This window comes from Enterococcus sp. DIV1090 (genome assembly GCF_050537975.1).
Taxonomy (GTDB): domain Bacteria; phylum Bacillota; class Bacilli; order Lactobacillales; family Enterococcaceae; genus Enterococcus; species Enterococcus faecalis.
This window is the reverse complement of record NZ_CP172917.1, coordinates 598,854-614,983: the sequence shown is the minus strand read 5'-3', so window position 1 is coordinate 614,983 and position 16,130 is coordinate 598,854. Positions and strand designations below refer to the sequence as shown.

Genomic DNA, 16,130 nt, shown 5'->3' with positions numbered 1-16,130 from the left:
ACAAAAAACCTCACTTTCTGAGGGAGATTTTATTATTTAGCATTGCCAAAAAGTCAAAAGCAAGAGCCCCCAAAACTTCTTTGTTAGGGTTGCCTTGAAAATAAAGAAAAACAAAAAGCCGAAAACGCTAGAGACGTTTTCAGCTTTTTGTTTTTTAATGGAATAAATGGCTCTTTTGTGCTAAAGCCGCAAATTTTTTCGATCTGTGTTCCAGATGTGGATAAAGAATTGCACCGCCAATACTAAAGATGACTGAAATCCCCACCATAATCCAAATTGCAAACCAAGCATTTGGCCAGTAAATGCCTCCTGCTGATTCCCTTAGCAAGTTCACGGCATGCGTAAACGGCAAGAACGGATTAATCATTTGGAAGAATTTACCTGAGACTTGAATTGGGTAGTTCCCACCCCCACCAGAGATGGATAGTACCAAGATTATTATCGCAATTCCTTTCCCTACATTGCCAAAGAGAGCAACGAGCACATAAACCATTATCATAAACGTAATGGCAATCAATACCGCAAACCAGACACTATACGCTGGATTACGGACATCTACGCCTAACGCAAAGTAATTACCTAGCGTTACAATCAGCGCTTGACCAATCCCCATGACAATGAAGGTAAACATCCGTGCTGAAAATTGTTCCCGTTTAGAGAAGCGTTTTTTATCTTTTCCTTCAAGATAAACATCCGTTGTCGCAACACTTGAGAATAATACAGCACCAACCCATAAACACAAAGCTGTATAGAATGGCGTACTTGCCGAACCATTATTAGCAATCGGATAAACAGCATGTTCTTTGACTTCAACTGGTTGTGTAAAGAAGTCACTTTCTTTATTGGCATCTAATTTTAGTAATTTAAGAATTTCACCTAAATCAACTTCTTTTTCACCTTTACGGATTGCATTCGCTGCTTTGTGTAATCCTGTTTTGATATTTGGCCAATCATTAATAATCAGCTCGTTGGCTTTGTCTAAGGCCGCTTCAACATCTGGCATTTTCTCATTGACTGTTTTCAAGGTATTCGTTAAATCTTTTCGGATACCTGGATAGTCATTTTGCATAAAGGCTGCCGCTTTGCTGACTTTGTCTTGAATGACTGGTAAATCGTTTTTATACAAATCAGCACCACGATTAATGCCATTGACAATGGTTTCCATATTGCCATTCAACATCGTATTCGCATCATGAATTTCTTGTTTAATTGCCGGCATTTCGGCTTGATATTTTTCTAATAAAGAAATCGCATTAGTGACCGTTTGACTTGTTGAACTCAATAACCCTTCAAAGTCAATTTGTTGCGCTTTGTTTAGTTGACCTTGAGCGTTTTGGATGGTAGCAATTAATTTACTTGTAATGTTGCTAACAGTGTTGCTTACGTTATTGGCAGTTACACCTGAAAGAGACTTTGAAACTTCCTTAGAAACGATTTGGATTTCTTTAACTACGTTTTTTATATCCTCTACAGTTGTTGAATTTACATCAATTTCATCGATACGTTTTTGTAGCCCTGTAAGAACGCTAATTAAATCTTTTAACCCTTGAATAGGTATTGCTAAATCATTATTTCCAGCAGCTTCTTGTAATTTTGTTAATGTATCAATTAATTGATTGGCCGCTACAATTTGATTGGTCAAACTTTCAGAAAAGCGATTTAAAATTTCACCTAATTGTTGTCTTTCTTCTGGTGTTAATTCACCGTCTGCGATTAATTGGTTAATTTGGCCAGCAATTGAATTTATATTTGAACTAATCGTTTGTAATGATTCAATTGTTACATTCACGCTATTCGTAATGCTTGGTAACGCCTCTTGCAATTTATTGGCGCCATCTAATGTGACATTCCCTAAATCATTGGCTTGATCACCTAGTTTACGAATATCTGGTAACGCCGTTTGAACTTGTTGAATGATTTCTAATCCTTGTTTTGCTTCTTGGATTCCTTCGCTCATTGTTTGTTCCACAGAGGCAAAGTCTTCATCAATCATAGCAATTTGTCGGCCAGCGTTTTGAATTTCTGGAATTTTTTCTTGTAACGTCAAAATAACACTAGCTTGTTCTTTGATGCTTGGCATTTTGCCATTTAGCTCAACAATCTTCTCTCCTAAAGCATCAACTTCAGGTAAATATTTCATCGCATCGTTGGCTTTCGCTAATTTTTCTTTTAGCTCAGGCATCTTACCATGTAAGTCTGTGACTTGTTTTGCGTACGTATCAATGGTTCCAATGTTGGCATCTGTATCTAAAATCATGCTCTTAACTTTTTGAATGCTAACCATGTTTTTATCAATATCATAGCCAATATCATTGAATGTTTTGATTAACGTACTACTTGCCGTTTTGATGAATTCTTCCGAAATTTGTGACTGAATGGAAGAAGCGCCTTTTGACGTAATTTTCGGCGCAATTGCATTAATTTTTTCGTTAATTGAGTATTCAATTTTAGGTTTATTGATATCACCAGAAGTAAAACTTAGCAAATCCTTGGAAAAATCTTTAGGTAAATAAATCCCGGCAAAATATTTTCCTGATTGGACTCCTTTGTCTAATTCCTTTTTCGAATCAACAAAACGCCAACCTAATTGCTTATTTTTCTTCAAGTTTTTCAAGACTTCATCACCAATATTGACCGATTTATCTTGAAAAGTTGCTGTTTGGTCATCACTATAGACCGCTATTGGTAACTCTCCTGTATTTGAATACGGATCCCATAGTGCTTTAATGTTAAACCATGCATATAATGATGGAATAATCATTAAGGCAACAATCAAAAATGTTGCTACTGGGTTTTTAAAAATTCTTTTCCAATCTAAAATAAATAGTTCCCATGTATTTTTTATATGTTTCATAAAATCACCTGCTTTTTTTTGTGCCTGAATAACTTTAGCATAAAATACAAGAGAATAACAAACAAAAGCTTGAATGTTACGACACATTTTTAAAATGTCGTAAGTTCAAGCTAAGATTGTTTATTTCATATTTTTAGAAAATTCCGAAACGACTTGTTTAACTTCATCAATGGCTTCTGGTTTTAAATAAGCCAAAAGTTTTGGTGCTTTTGTCATCAAGTACATTTTATCTAATTTGCCTGTTTGTTGGCGTTCAAACATTTCTGCAAGTAGCGCTTGCATTTTTTCTTTTTTATCTTCTTTTGTTCGATCTAGTATGAACGTTAAGAATTGTTCTTGTCCTTCTTTCATTCCCTATCCCTCCTTACAAACAGATTCTTTTCTATTATAAAACTTCTTTTTTAGAAAGGATAGTCCTTTTTTTAGGATCTATGATTTTGTGTACAGACTTAGCATGTCTTTTTTGGCGGATAAAGGTAAGCCGAGTCCCTCTTTTAAATAGCCCTCTACCGAACCAAATTCTTTTTCAATCGCCTGTAAAGCGGTCGCTAAGTACTCTTTTTTCACATAAAGCAGCGTTTCTAATTGTTGAATTTCTGCTGGAGGTGTTCCATTTGCTTGGTACTGTGCAATAATTTGCTCGTTAGCAGCTTTTCTTTGCTCGTTCGTCTTTAAATAATCTTCTAAAATATAAGAATGTTCCACACCTAAAGCACTTAATATCAAGGCTGCGCCGATTCCTGTTCGATCTTTTCCTGCGAAACAATGAAATAAAATAGCTTCCTGTGGATAACTTAAAAAGTTTTCAAAAAATGTTTGGTAACCTTTGCGCCCCGAATTGGAAAGAACCATTTCCTTATAAGCCATGTCCATTGCTTCATCGGGTGAACCAACCGTTTTAAGCATTCCTTCTAATGAAGCAGTCTGCGCCCGAATATCGGCCAAAATATCTATATGTAGATAGTTGGTTCCTTGAATTGAATCATCTGGTCGTTCTTGCGTTTCTGCTGCACTTCTAAAATCATAGATTCGTTTAATTTGATAGTCCTCTACCAGTTTCTGTTGATCCGCTTGTGCAATATTGACGAGTTCACCACTCCGAAAAAAATGCCCTGTCTTGACGGATGTACCTTGTTGCGTTGGAAATCCTCCAATATCTCTAAAATTTACTACGCTGTTCATGTTCTGTCACTCCTTCATTTTAATTATTTTGTTGTCATTTAAATACTTTGTTTTTTCTTTTTATTTCTTTTTCTAAATGATAATAAAAAACACTTCAAAAAACAATCTTTTTATCAGTTGTTTATTGCCATTTTATCATAGATACAGTATTCTTAAAAGAGAGGTGAGCAACGATGTTAAAACGAGATTTTTTAGAAAAACCGTATGATTATATGAATGATATTCTATTGTTCCTATATAATAATAAAGGCCAAGCGACACGAAATGAATTAGTAGATTTTTTCAATATTAGTTTACCAACATTGAATGAGTATCTTTCTTTTTTAGAACAATTTTTGAAAGAAGAGCAACTTCAAGAAAGCCTCACCGTGACTGTACTAGGTGATACCCTTTATCTAAATAAAGCACCAACCTTTTCCATGAAAGCAATGATCATGTTGTTCTTGAATAAATCTATTAAGTTTCACATGGTTCAGCAACTCTTTCATAAAAATAAAATAAATGGCGGGTATTTCCAACAGAATTATGCCATCAGCTCTGCTACCTATTATCGAAAAATCGTTGAATTAAATGACTTACTCAATGAGTTTAATTTATGTATCAAACGAGGAAAACTTATCGGCGAAGAAAAACAAATTCGCTTTTTCTTTTTTAATTTTTTCTGGTTTATCTTTGAAGAAAAAACAGATTTAGAAAAAGAACTGGCCAATCAATACCTAGGATTAATCGAGATATTACAAGAAATCCCCAGAATTACCTTTGACCATACAGAAATTCTTCAAATTAAGCTTTGGATGAAAATTTCTTTTCGTCGTATGGTTTTAGAACCTTTGCCAACGATTAGTCCGCATGATGTCCAACTCGATCGACCTTTATTTGAAGAAATTAATTTATCTATACATACATATATGAAAAGAATCGACCGTCCATATACAATCAATGAAGCCTATATGTTTTATGACTTTTTTTGTTCCATGCATAATTATTCTGCGAATGCTGCTTTCGCCTTTCGTTTAGCAAAACAACAACGAATTGAAAAAACGTATCTTAACGAAATGAACCGGGTCATTTTAACGTACCTTAAAGCACGTGGTTATTTATCCCATTACGTGCTGCCTATTCGGCTACTTTATATTGAAAATTTACTTTTCCAATTACATGCGCAACTCTATTATTTTTCAGGATTTATTTTACCCTTTGATTATTGGACGATTCAGTCACTTTTGAAAGTCTTACGTCATCCTTTTAGCGAAAGTGAAGTTTACGAATTAGTGGAGATCGCTACAACGAACTTTGCCACAGAAGCCACTGCTTCTAAGTACCAAAATCAATTTACTGAAATTAATTATACGCTTATTTTGAATCACATTGCTGAATTAAATGAAAAAAAAATAACCATTGGCGTTTATCACTCACTGAGCAGTGCTTATAGCGAGTTGGTAGCACAAAAAATACAACAGAGTATCGTTGGAAAATATCCGCTGAAAATTGAGCCTTACAACGCAGAAAACCATTATGATTTGCTTTTAATGAATACCAATAATGAACCGCTCGTTGCCCAGTATGACCATTACTATATTTTTTCGGATATTAGTAATCGTTATGACCTGCAATCAATTGAAAAAATCATTCAATTGTTATTGGGCAAATAATCTCCAAAAAAAAGCTTAAGTACCCTACTCTCAGATGGCTGACTTAAGCTTTTTATTTTACTTTCCCTATTTCCTTAAATGGCGCCATTTTAAATACCACGATTCCTTCAATCGCTTGTATCTCGACAAAGCCGAACGTACGACTATCACTTGAATGCGTACGATTGTCCCCTAAGACAAAGTAATGACCGGCTGGAATCTTCTGAAACAGGCGAAGTTGGGCTGCTGCTTCTTCTGATAAGTCAAAACGACTGGCATTCTCAGGCAGTGCCTCATTATCGCTTGCTATAGGTTCTTCTGAAAGATAAAGTTTTCCCTCATTTACCCAAATTCGATCACCAGGAACCCCGATAATTCGCTTGACGTACGTACCTTTGCTAGCTAGCGGTGCTTTAAATGCAATCACATCGTACCTTGTTACTTGCTTCGTCCGTTGTACTAAGACTCGTTCCCCTGCATTAAGTGTCGGCTTCATGGATTGCCCAGCAATTGGGTAGCTAGATGTCTTTAACACAAAAAAGAACACAAAAATGGCGAAAAGAATAGCTGGCATAAAAAATTTAACGACTTGGATGCGTTGTTTCTTTTGGTAGGCTTGCCGCTTTTTTTTAATCTCTTCAGCAGTCATTTTTCTTTTTGGTCCTCTTATTGATTGATGGTTATCTGTTTGCTCAAGCAAATATTCCATTGCTGTGTTAGCATTTTGCTTTTTTAGCTGATATGTCGCAGGCAACTTTTGCTTCAAGAAGGCGCGCTTAATGTGGCGAATTGTTCGCATAACTGGCTTTATCCATTCTTCCATCGTTTTCTTAAAAGGAAAAGCTTCTTAAATAAACTTTTCCTTTCTTGCTCCTTTTTTCTATTTAACTAATTGCGTTCCTTTTTTTATATAACTACTACGTAACTGGTTCTCCTTCATAAACTGATTCAGTGGTTTCTGCGCATCTTGTGCCAGCTCCCAGATACTTTGATTTGCTTGTACAAGATATTCGCTCTTCTCTGTTACTATGTTTTTCCTGATAAGCGGTTGCCTTAGTGACTGCTCTTCCTTTGAGACAACAGCAGCCTGTAATCGTTCTGCAGAGCCACTTAGTGTAACAGCTAAAAAAAGGACCCCGAGACAATGTAGTTTCCTTGCTCCCATTAACTTTTTACTGACCATTTTATTAATAGTTATCTTGTTCAAGACGTGTCAGTTTAGTTAAGCGTTCCTCTAATTCGCGATAAATCTCAAGTACTTCTACTTTTGACGCTTCGACTTCATTCGAAATACTTTTCGCTCGATTACCAATATTTAACATTTCTAATTCTGCAGAATTGATTAGGTGTTTTGCTTCTACTTTCGCTTCATTAACAATCCGATTAGCTTCTTTTTTGGCAGAAACCATCACTTCGCCAATTTCTTGTTGCGATTTTAAAGCCTCTTCTTGTAATTGCTGATTTTTCATTAATAAATCGTTAATTTGCTGTTTTGCGCGTAGCAGTTCTGTTAACTGCTCACTACTCGGTTCAATATTTTTTGAAACGGCTTGTAGTGTCTTCAATTCTTTTTGAACTTGTTCTAAATTGTCTTCTTTGGCCTCTACTTTCTTTCTTAGAGCAGCTAATTCCCCTTCGTAAACTTGCTTTTCAGCAAGATGTTTGTCATTGACACCTTGTAGTCGACCTAGTTTTACTTCTGCTTCATTTTTTTGCTGTAAACTATTTTGAAGCTCATTCTTTAACTCCGCCATGCGTTGTTTCACAATCACTTCTTGTTGGACAGCCTCTTGTAAGGCTTGTTTTTCGACTTCTACTTTTTGTAATTGTACAGTTAGTTTTTCAATTTGTTCCTGCAATGCTTGTTGAGTCGTTTTGCTTTCTTCTAATTCTGTCGTTAACGTTTCTACTTGCTTTTCCATTCCTGTAATATCCCCTTTTTTCTCCAACTTTCCTTTTTCTTCTGCTAACTGGTTGTGTAATGTCTGGATATGTTGTTGCTGTTCAGCCGATTCTTTTTCTAATTCTGCCACTTGCTGCGTTAATTCACTTTCTAAACGTTCCATTTGATTATGTACAGTGGTTAATTGTTTTTCTGCGTTTTGCAGATTTGTTTGAAGAGTGGTAGCCTCTGTCGTGGTTTCACTGTTCGTTTCCAGTTGCTCTTCCAATTCAAAAATTTCATGTTCTTTTTGATTTAGTATTTCAAGTAATGACTGATTTTTTTCTTCTAATGCTTGTTTTTCCGTTTCTTGTTGGTTCTTTAATTGCTCATTTTCTTCTTGAAGTTTTTTAAAGGCTGTTTCTTTTTTCTGATAGTAGGCGAGCCTTTCTCTTAACGTCGCCATTTCTTTTTCCTGTTGTTCTGGTTTGATTCCGCTAATTATTTTTTCTGGTTCGAATCCTGGCTGAAAAAAGACTTCTTTTTCAAGCGTATCATCCGAAATATCTTTAATTTTTTTAATTAAACGTCTTTTTGTCATATATATGTCCTTTCTCTCATCCTTTTAACTAATCACGACAGGCTCCAAATTTGTTTCAAGCGTCTCACGAGCATACGTATCAATGGATTTGACAAGGGTTTGCTCTTGATCTCGATAAGTAAAATTAAAATCAATCATGGTAATTTCTTTAACTGAATTCAACGCTGCAATAAGTGCTACAATATTGTCTTGGCCTGTTTGAAATTCATGGTAACTTAAGCCAACTGAAAAAACAGACAGTGTCAATGTTTGTGTTTTTTCACTTCTAATCATTGTGATACTCGTCTCTCCGAGGTAAGGACGCCATTCACGCGCTAATTGTAATTCATAATTAGTCAAGACAGCGGCCGATTCTGCCGAAACAGCTTGCTTCCAGGGAAACTGATTTAAGGCTGTTTTTTTAATCGCTTGTTTTTTTATTTTGTCACCTTGAGTAGCTTGGCCTTGTGCCAAACGCTCGATCCGCTGTTCCATGCGGATATTTCGTTGATTTAATTGATAATATGTATAAACAATTCCTAACAATAATACGCTAAGTAGACAAACACTAAACAATAAATAAATCATTAAACGACTATTTTTCTGATACTTATAGAAATTTATTTTCCTCTTTAATGTCCGGTCCTCTGAATCCAGTTTTTCGACAAGTAATCGCAAATACAATTGATAGCTTACAAATAAAAATAAGCAACTACTCATTAAAAGTACAACAATCATCATACAAATATAATCTCCTTTATGTCATCGCTCGACAATCAAAACTTGTAAAATCACCTGTTACGCTCTTTAAAAACTCTATATAGTATTGATTGTAACATTCCGTTTGAGCCTTGCCAACAACTTTATTTAAAATGCGATGATAAAATTTTATATTTTATATTTATATTTTAATTTTTAAAATATAAAACAAAAAAGAGAGATGCCACTTGGCCATCTCTCTCGCTTTTACTCAAACTATGTTTAGCGAACCAAATTCAATCAGTCGCTTTTTAAAAAATCTAATTAGTCTTTGTTGATTTCATAGTAGCTATCGTTCTTTATGTAGCTGAATTTGCTTTTGCTGGGGCTGAATCGCTACTAAGTCCAACACTGATGCCTAAGGCACGATCAACTTCTTCCATAATATCAAGTCTCAAATGACAAACTTTTTCTTTCAAGCGGCCCTTATCGATTGTTCGAATCTGCTCTAAAAGAATCACTGAATCTTTTTCAATGCCTGTTTCATCAGAATTAATCCCGATATGTGTTGGCAATTTTGGCTTTGCCATTTTGGCTGTGATCGCCGCAACGATAATCGTTGGGCTAAAATGATTACCTAAGTTATTTTGGACAACAAGGACAGGTCTGACGCCACCTTGTTCCGAGCCCACTACTGGGGAAAGGTCTGCAAAATAAATATCTCCGCGTTTGACCATAGTGGAACCTCCTATCTAGTTATATTCTCTGGGGATTCTTTGTGAGAAAGTACATGCAACTTCATAATGAATGGTTTCTAATTTTTCGGCTACCATTTGTAACGTATTTTCTTCATTGCCATCTTTTCCAACTAATGTAACGACTGAGCCGACAGGAACTTCTTCTGCTAAACGAATCATACATTGATCCATACACACTCGTCCGACGATTTCGCAACGCTTACCATTCACGAGCACTGTAAATCCTTGGAGATGACGCAACCAGCCATCTGCATAGCCGATTGGTACTGTCCCAATCCATTCTTCAGCTTCAGTCACGTAGGTTTCGCCATAGCCAATCCCTTCGCCAGCCGCTAAGCGTTTTACATGGATAAGTTCACTGGTCAACCGTAAGGCCGGCTTTAACGCATAGCTTGGGGCAAGCTTATTACCCGAAGGGTTCAATCCATACATGGCTACCCCATAGCGAATCATGTTTCCTGGTACATCAGGATGCCATAACGCTGTCGCACTATTGCTAACATGGACATACCGAGGTAACTCTTCTAAAACTGCTAGAACAGCCTTAAAACGCCCTGCTTGTTTTTCAAAATAGCTTGTATCGATTTCATCAGCTGTTGAAAAATGAGTAAAAATCCCTTCCCATAAAAATTCTTTGTGGGATTGAACAAACCGCACTGCTTGCTTGGTCTCTTCCGGGGTTAAAAAGCCAATCCGTCCCATGCCAGTATCGACTTTTAAGTGAACACGTAATGGCGTGTTACTCTCAGGCGTTAGTTGTTGAAGAGCAGCTTCTAACCATTCTTGTGTAGCTACCGTTACAGACAAATCATATTGAATCAATAAAGGCACATAAGCTAAGTCTACCACACTCAAAATTAAAATGGGGTCCTGAACACCTGCTTCTCTCAATTCAATTGCTTCATCCAATAAGGCGACACAAAAACCTGTCGCGCCACCTTTTTTCGCCGCTTTGGCGGATTCTACGGCGCCATGCCCATAGCCGTTCGCTTTTACAACCGCAAATAAAGCGGTTCCTTCTGGCAAACGTTGACATTCCTTTTGGACATTTTCAGTAATTGCTTGCGTATCGATATGTAACCGTGTAGGACGATGCCATCCAACGACCATTGTACATCCTTCTTTCTTCGTTGCTTCTATTATTCGCTTTCTAAAACAATTTGTGCAATCGCCATAGTATCTGTGTGCGTAATCGAGACAAACACTTTACCATTATGGGGCGAGTTTGCTACGTATGGTGCACCTGTTTTTTCAGTCAGCACCTCAATATCTTGTAAACCAACTTTACCAATCCCTGTGCCCCATGCTTTAGAAAACGCTTCTTTACAAGCAAAACGACCAGCTAAAAATTCTATTTGACGTTTTGTAGATAACTTTTCAAAAAGGGTCAATTCGTTAGGTGTTAAAACCCGTTGAATAAATGATCCTTGTTTTTCAACAATCGGTTTTATCCGACTTAATTCTACTGCGTCAATACCAATTCCCTTTATCATTTTCCGCCTTACTTCCTATTTAATATAGTTACTCCGAATTACCTTTCATTTTAACAAAATTTCAAAATTTTTCCACTGATTCGCTAAAAAAATAAAGAATGTTTTACAAGATCCTCACACAAATTGAAGTACCATACGTTTTCTTCCTATTTACATTTTTATAAAATTTTTCTGAATTTTTATAAAAGTAAGAAAACAACTAAGAAGTATCGGAAAAAAAGCAGGAAACTAAGTGGATGTTCTGATATTTTATAGCAAATTTTGGCTACTTATGGGAGAATAAAAAGAAAAAGGAGAAAAACGTATGACTTTAACTTCTCGGCAAAAAAAGTTACTTCGTTGCGCCCTGTTTATTTTTGCTTTGTTGCTCTACATATTTCCAATCTTCTTTAAAAATCCCAGCCTATTTTTTCTCTTGCAACTCGTTTGGATCGTAACCATTCATTTGCTACAACAAAAAATGAAACTCTTCAATCTAACTTCCCCGTTGAAAACTTGGATAATTTTGGCGTTTTTCTTTTTTTATATCATTTTGATGCCTTTTTTACTTTTTTTGAGTTTTTCTATTTAACGATTATCTACAAAAAAAGAGCGAGTGTTCCGTTCATAGACGGAACACTCGCTCTTTTGATTATTTGGCGTTTTCGCGAATGACGAAACCACGTTTTTTATCGTTATGACGTTTGCCGCCACGTTGATCTTTATTTTTGCGGTCGCTATTTTTGTAATTACGGTCGCCATCTTTATAGTTTTTGTTGCCACGATAGCTGCCACCTTTACCATTGCCACCACGGTTGCGATTACGGTTGTTCCCACCGCCACCACCACGGCCATTTTTGTTAAAGCCTTTTTTATTTGAAGGCAATGGTCGTTCTGGGGTAATTTTTACAGGAACCGCATCTGCTGGATCTTTCGCTACTGTTTTTAATAATAACGCAGCTAAGTCTGTCGCTGAATATTTTTCTAATAATGCTTCAGCAGATTCTAGATATTTGTCTAAACCATTTTCTTCTAGATCACTTTCGATGGTTTCAACAGCTGCACTTAATTGTCCTTTAAATGCTTCTTTTTCGGTTGGTGGACGTAATGGTGTCATCCGTTTTTTCGTTAGGTTTTCGATGACATGTAAGTAACCCATTTCGTTTGGTGTTACAAACGTCACAGACATACCACCTTTACCAGCACGACCTGTCCGACCAATACGGTGAACATAACTTTCTGGATCTTGTGGAATATCGTAGTTATAGACATGGGTGACACCTGAAATATCTAACCCACGTGCTGCTACATCTGTTGCCACTAAGATATCTAAGTTACCATTTTTGAATGAACGTAAAACGCTCATCCGTTTTTGTTGTGATAGGTCGCCATGGATGCCTTCTGCTTTGTAACCACGCGCTTCTAACCCGCGGGCAAGTTCATCAACACGGCGTTTTGTCCGACCAAAGACAATGGTCAATTCTGGGGTTTGCACGTCTAGTAAACGTGTCATAATGTCAAATTTTTCAAAGTCTTTTGAACGTACATAATATTGATCAATTAAATCAGCCGTCATTTCTTTGGCTTTAATCTTCACATGTTCTGGTTGTTTCATGAATTTCACGCCAATATTCTTGATTGCTGGCGGCATAGTTGCTGAAAATAGAAGTGTTTGACGTTGTTCTGGCACTTGTGAGATGATTTTTTCAATGTCTTCCAAGAAGCCCATGTTTAACATTTCATCTGCTTCGTCTAAAACTAATGTTTCAACAGTTTCTAATTTCAAGGTACGACGGTTAATATGGTCTAGTAAACGTCCTGGTGTACCTACAACGATATGTGGACGATCTTTTAGTCCACGGATTTGGCGACCGATATCAGCCCCACCGTAAACGGCTTGGACGCGAATCTTTTTATCGCGGCCTAAACGGAATAACTCTTCTTGTGTTTGGATAGCCAACTCACGGGTTGGTGCAATGACTAATCCTTGAATAACGCGGTTGTCTGCGTCAATTTTGTTAAGCATTGGTAAGCCAAAAGCAGCGGTTTTCCCTGTTCCTGTTTGTGCTTGTCCGATTACGTCTTTTCCTGCTAACGCTAACGGAATTGTTTCTGATTGAATAGGGGTTGCTTCCTCGAAGCCTGCGCGTTCTACCGCTGATAATAATTCTGGCGCTAAACCAAGTTCTTTAAATTTCAAATGATATCCTCCTAGATTTTGTTTCGGAAAGAACGATTTCTTCCTAGTTTCAGGTGTCTTCACTTTCAGTTGTTAAAAAGAAATCCATTATAGTGTGCCAACTATTTCTTCTTTCCTGATTTCACCGAAAAATTCACCTTATGGCATTAGAAAAGCCAAACGTGGTCGTTCAGCTTCACATTTATTATTAAACATAGAAATAGATCTATTTTATTTACTACGATTCAATTTTTCTCGTCATCTTCCGGCAATAGGTCATTCTATCATAGAATCCTATTTTCAGCAAGTTTTATGAAACTTATTTACTTTTCCAAAAGTGCATCGATGACTTCACGAAGTCCCATCCCGTTACTTCCCTTTAAAACCACCATGTCTTCTGGCTGTAAGACTTTTTTGACAGCTTCAATCAACTCATTTTTTTCTTCTTTTTTAAAAGAATGAATGTTAGCTGGTGCATAGGTTTCTTGCAATTTATCAGCTAAATAAGCCATTTCAGAACCATATAAAAAGACTTCTTCAATCGCATCTGGGGCTAAATGCTGCGCCATTGCTTGATGCATGCTAGCAGAATCAGGACCTAATTCCAGCATGTCTCCTAAAACAGCAATTCGTTTTCCTACTTTGGACATTTTGCTAAAACTGTCCAGAACAAGACCCATAGCTGTCGGATTGGCATTGTACACGTCACTTAAAATTTCGGCACCATTCGCTGCTTTCAGCCATTCTGTCCGATTCTTTGTTAGTTCCGCTGTAGCCAACCCTTTTTGAATCTCACTATCCGTTAATTGGAAATACCGACCAATACCAATTGCGATTAATGCATTGGTGACATTATAGGTTCCTGGCACTGGAATCGTAAACGTCATTTGTGTATCACTGATTTTGAATGAGGTTTGCTCTTTGGCTTCATTTGTGACGATTCCTTGAAGTTGACTTTCCTGGCTAAAACCAAAAGTAATCACTTGTTGCGTGACTTTTTCCACCAATGGTTCTAGCAAAGGTTCATCGCTTGGCACAAATAAACTACCGTCTTTGGCTAAACCATCTACGATTTCCATTTTTGCTTGTGCAATGCCTGCTCGTGAGCCTAAATTTTCCACATGGGCTTCGCCAATCATTGTGATGGCGGCAACTTCTGGCTGAGCCAGATTGGAAAGGAAAGAAATTTCCTGAGCATGATCCATGCCCATTTCTAAAATCAGTTTTTCTGTTTCATCAGGCATGTGTAAAATAGTATAGGGTAAGCCAATTTGATTATTGTAATTGCCTTGCGTTTTGTAAGTCACAAACTTTTCAGATAACACAGCAGCAATTAAATCTTTAGTGGTGGTTTTTCCATTACTGCCAGTCACAGCGATGACATTCGGTTGCATTTTATTTAAATAATAGGTAGCTAATTTTTGCATAGCAACCAGTGGATCAGTAACATGCAAAACAGGCAATTGTTGCGGCGCATCGACTAAATCCTGTCCCCAAAAAGCGGCCTGACAGCCATTAGCCATGGCACTCTCAATAAAACGATGACCATCATTTTCACCTTGTAAAGGAACAAAGAGGTTTCCTTTCACAATTTTACGACTATCAAATTCAATGCCTGTTAAAGGAAAATCAGGCCATTGTTGCCAATCATTACTGGCTTCAACCGCTTGCGCTACTTCCCAGAAGGTTAATTTCATTATTTTTTGCTCCTCTGACACAGGGACTGGGACATGCCAAAGTCTTGGCATGTCCCAGTCTTGTGTGATTTTTTCTTCTTAGTTATTATAAAATTCTTGGCGTTGTTTAAAACGATTCAAAGCTAACTGAATCAGTTCCTCAATTAAATCACTGTATTTCAAGCCCATATTTTCCCACAGTAAAGGATACATACTAAAGTCAGTAAAACCAGGCATGGTGTTCAATTCATTCAGGAATAATTCGTTTTTGCTTGTTAAGAAGAAATCACAGCGACTTAAGCCACTTCCATCTAACATAATATACGCTTTTTTAGCGTATTCTTGCGCTTGATGAGCTACTTCTTCTGGAACATGCGCTGGGATTTGCATTTCAATCGTGTTATTGATGTATTTTGCATCATAATCATAGAAAGCGACATCTTTCACCACTTCACCAGGTAAAGTCGTACGGACATCTTCATTTCCTAAAATGGCTACTTCAATTTCACGTGCTTCAATCCCTTGTTCAACAATTGCTCGGGCATCATAACGGAAAGCTTCTTCCAATGCTTCTTGCAATTCTTCACGATTTTCCGCTTTGCTAATTCCGACACTAGAACCCATATTGGCAGGTTTAACAAAGACCGGATAAATTAAAGAACCTTCACATTTCTCAAAGACTTCTTTTGGATTTCCTTTCCAATCACTTCTTAAAACTGGCACGAATGGTACTTGTGGAATGCCAACAGTTTGTAAAAGATATTTCGTCATGATTTTGTCCATTGCGTTAGCACTAGCTAAGACACCTGCGCCTACATAAGGCATATTAATGGTTTCCATGAATCCTTGAATTGTTCCATCTTCACCATTTGGCCCATGTAAAACAGGGAAAACAATCGCTTCTTCTTCATAAATTTCCGAAGGACTGATTCGTTTTCCTGAAAATTCGCCTGTTTCTTCAGGCGTTTGTGCCCAAGTTAAATGTAAAACTTCTTTATTTTGTGGTCGTTCAGATAAGAGAGGGCCTTTTACCCATTGACCGTCTTTACTAATAAAGACTAACTGTACTTGATAATATTTATAATAGATTGCATTTAAAACGGAATATGCAGACAAAACAGACACATCGTGCTCTTCACTTCTGCCGCCATACAACAAAATAATCTTCAAATGCTTGTCCTCCTAGTTTCTTTCCTGTCTTTTAGAAAAAATTATTT

Annotated in this window: 15 protein-coding genes; 2 read left to right on the top strand and 13 right to left on the bottom strand. The window is 37.0% G+C overall.

The window, feature by feature from the left end; genetic code table 11:
* Positions 1–154 precede the first annotated feature (154 nt).
* The 3 genes from IGL48_RS03005 to IGL48_RS02995 all read right to left on the bottom strand — a co-directional run bounded on the left by IGL48_RS03005 (position 155) and on the right by IGL48_RS02995 (position 4,036).
* Complete coding sequence (locus IGL48_RS03005; RefSeq protein ID WP_010824452.1) at positions 155–2,854, bottom strand: YhgE/Pip domain-containing protein; 2,700 nt, start codon at positions 2,852–2,854, stop codon at positions 155–157.
* Between the two features lie 120 nt (positions 2,855–2,974).
* Positions 2,975–3,205: a hypothetical protein gene (locus tag IGL48_RS03000; protein WP_002355737.1), complete on the bottom strand. Its 231-nt coding sequence runs from the start codon at positions 3,203–3,205 to the stop codon at positions 2,975–2,977.
* A gap of 78 nt (positions 3,206–3,283) precedes the next feature.
* Positions 3,284–4,036: a tyrosine-protein phosphatase gene (locus IGL48_RS02995; protein ID WP_010824451.1), complete on the bottom strand. Its 753-nt coding sequence runs from the start codon at positions 4,034–4,036 to the stop codon at positions 3,284–3,286.
* Between the two features lie 173 nt (positions 4,037–4,209).
* Here IGL48_RS02995 and IGL48_RS02990 point away from each other — a divergent pair, with 173 nt between their 5' ends.
* On the top strand, positions 4,210–5,688 hold the full coding sequence (locus tag IGL48_RS02990) for a helix-turn-helix domain-containing protein (protein ID WP_010824450.1): 1,479 nt from the start codon (positions 4,210–4,212) through the stop codon (positions 5,686–5,688).
* Positions 5,689–5,740: 52 nt separating this feature from the next.
* On the opposite strand, the gene lepB is transcribed toward IGL48_RS02990, so the two are convergent.
* The 7 genes from lepB to acpS form a co-directional block, all read right to left on the bottom strand.
* Entirely contained in the window at positions 5,741–6,490 is a 750-nt protein-coding gene (gene lepB / locus IGL48_RS02985) for a signal peptidase I (protein WP_016630533.1), read from the bottom strand.
* Between the two features lie 57 nt (positions 6,491–6,547).
* The gene (locus IGL48_RS02980) at positions 6,548–6,874 is read right to left on the bottom strand and encodes a hypothetical protein (protein ID WP_002366259.1); all 327 of its coding nucleotides are present in this window, start codon (positions 6,872–6,874) and stop codon (positions 6,548–6,550) included.
* Entirely contained in the window at positions 6,855–8,150 is a 1,296-nt protein-coding gene (locus IGL48_RS02975; protein ID WP_010824448.1) for a hypothetical protein, read from the bottom strand. Before IGL48_RS02975 ends, IGL48_RS02980 begins: the two co-directional genes overlap by 20 nt.
* A 24-nt stretch (positions 8,151–8,174) precedes the next feature.
* On the bottom strand, positions 8,175–8,870 hold the full coding sequence (locus tag IGL48_RS02970) for a hypothetical protein (protein ID WP_002378072.1): 696 nt from the start codon (positions 8,868–8,870) through the stop codon (positions 8,175–8,177).
* A gap of 317 nt (positions 8,871–9,187) precedes the next feature.
* Positions 9,188–9,565 (bottom strand): type II toxin-antitoxin system PemK/MazF family toxin, encoded by a 378-nt coding sequence (locus tag IGL48_RS02965; protein ID WP_002355729.1) that lies wholly within the window; start codon positions 9,563–9,565, stop codon positions 9,188–9,190.
* A 15-nt stretch (positions 9,566–9,580) separates the two neighbouring features.
* A complete protein-coding gene (gene alr / locus IGL48_RS02960) occupies positions 9,581–10,696 on the bottom strand; it encodes an alanine racemase (protein ID WP_002355728.1) in 1,116 nt (371 codons plus the stop codon).
* Positions 10,697–10,725: 29 nt separating this feature from the next.
* A complete protein-coding gene (gene acpS, locus IGL48_RS02955) occupies positions 10,726–11,079 on the bottom strand; it encodes a holo-ACP synthase (protein ID WP_002355727.1) in 354 nt (117 codons plus the stop codon).
* A gap of 304 nt (positions 11,080–11,383) precedes the next feature.
* Between acpS and IGL48_RS02950 the strand changes: the two genes are divergently transcribed.
* Complete coding sequence (locus IGL48_RS02950; RefSeq protein WP_430601657.1) at positions 11,384–11,650, top strand: hypothetical protein; 267 nt, start codon at positions 11,384–11,386, stop codon at positions 11,648–11,650.
* Between the two features lie 60 nt (positions 11,651–11,710).
* Here the strand turns inward: IGL48_RS02950 and cshA are convergent, their stop codons facing one another.
* From cshA to IGL48_RS02935, 3 genes are all read right to left on the bottom strand, one after another.
* Positions 11,711–13,258 (bottom strand): degradosome RNA helicase CshA, encoded by a 1,548-nt coding sequence (gene cshA / locus IGL48_RS02945; protein WP_048949310.1) that lies wholly within the window; start codon positions 13,256–13,258, stop codon positions 11,711–11,713.
* A 302-nt stretch (positions 13,259–13,560) separates the two neighbouring features.
* The gene (locus tag IGL48_RS02940) at positions 13,561–14,934 is read right to left on the bottom strand and encodes a UDP-N-acetylmuramoyl-tripeptide--D-alanyl-D-alanine ligase (protein ID WP_002366255.1); all 1,374 of its coding nucleotides are present in this window, start codon (positions 14,932–14,934) and stop codon (positions 13,561–13,563) included.
* 78 nt (positions 14,935–15,012) lie between these two features.
* On the bottom strand, positions 15,013–16,083 hold the full coding sequence (locus IGL48_RS02935) for a D-alanine--D-alanine ligase (protein WP_002355721.1): 1,071 nt from the start codon (positions 16,081–16,083) through the stop codon (positions 15,013–15,015).
* Positions 16,084–16,130 lie beyond the last annotated feature (47 nt).

Bases quoted from the DNA above. Each gene is read 5' to 3' on its own strand.
- IGL48_RS02990 (WP_010824450.1), top strand. From the start codon at position 4,210: ATGTTAAAACGAGATTTTTTAGAAAAACCGTATGATTATATGAATGAT.
- IGL48_RS03005 (WP_010824452.1), bottom strand. From the start codon at position 2,854: ATGAAACATATAAAAAATACATGGGAACTATTTATTTTAGATTGGAAA.
- IGL48_RS02975 (WP_010824448.1), bottom strand. From the start codon at position 8,150: ATGACAAAAAGACGTTTAATTAAAAAAATTAAAGATATTTCGGATGAT.
- acpS (WP_002355727.1), bottom strand. From the start codon at position 11,079: ATGATAAAGGGAATTGGTATTGACGCAGTAGAATTAAGTCGGATAAAA.
- IGL48_RS02950 (WP_430601657.1), top strand. From the start codon at position 11,384: ATGACTTTAACTTCTCGGCAAAAAAAGTTACTTCGTTGCGCCCTGTTT.
- IGL48_RS02995 (WP_010824451.1), bottom strand. From the start codon at position 4,036: ATGAACAGCGTAGTAAATTTTAGAGATATTGGAGGATTTCCAACGCAA.
- IGL48_RS02965 (WP_002355729.1), bottom strand. From the start codon at position 9,565: ATGGTCAAACGCGGAGATATTTATTTTGCAGACCTTTCCCCAGTAGTG.
- IGL48_RS03000 (WP_002355737.1), bottom strand. From the start codon at position 3,205: ATGAAAGAAGGACAAGAACAATTCTTAACGTTCATACTAGATCGAACA.
- alr (WP_002355728.1), bottom strand. From the start codon at position 10,696: ATGGTCGTTGGATGGCATCGTCCTACACGGTTACATATCGATACGCAA.
- lepB (WP_016630533.1), bottom strand. From the start codon at position 6,490: ATGGAAGAATGGATAAAGCCAGTTATGCGAACAATTCGCCACATTAAG.
- IGL48_RS02940 (WP_002366255.1), bottom strand. From the start codon at position 14,934: ATGAAATTAACCTTCTGGGAAGTAGCGCAAGCGGTTGAAGCCAGTAAT.
- IGL48_RS02970 (WP_002378072.1), bottom strand. From the start codon at position 8,870: ATGATGATTGTTGTACTTTTAATGAGTAGTTGCTTATTTTTATTTGTA.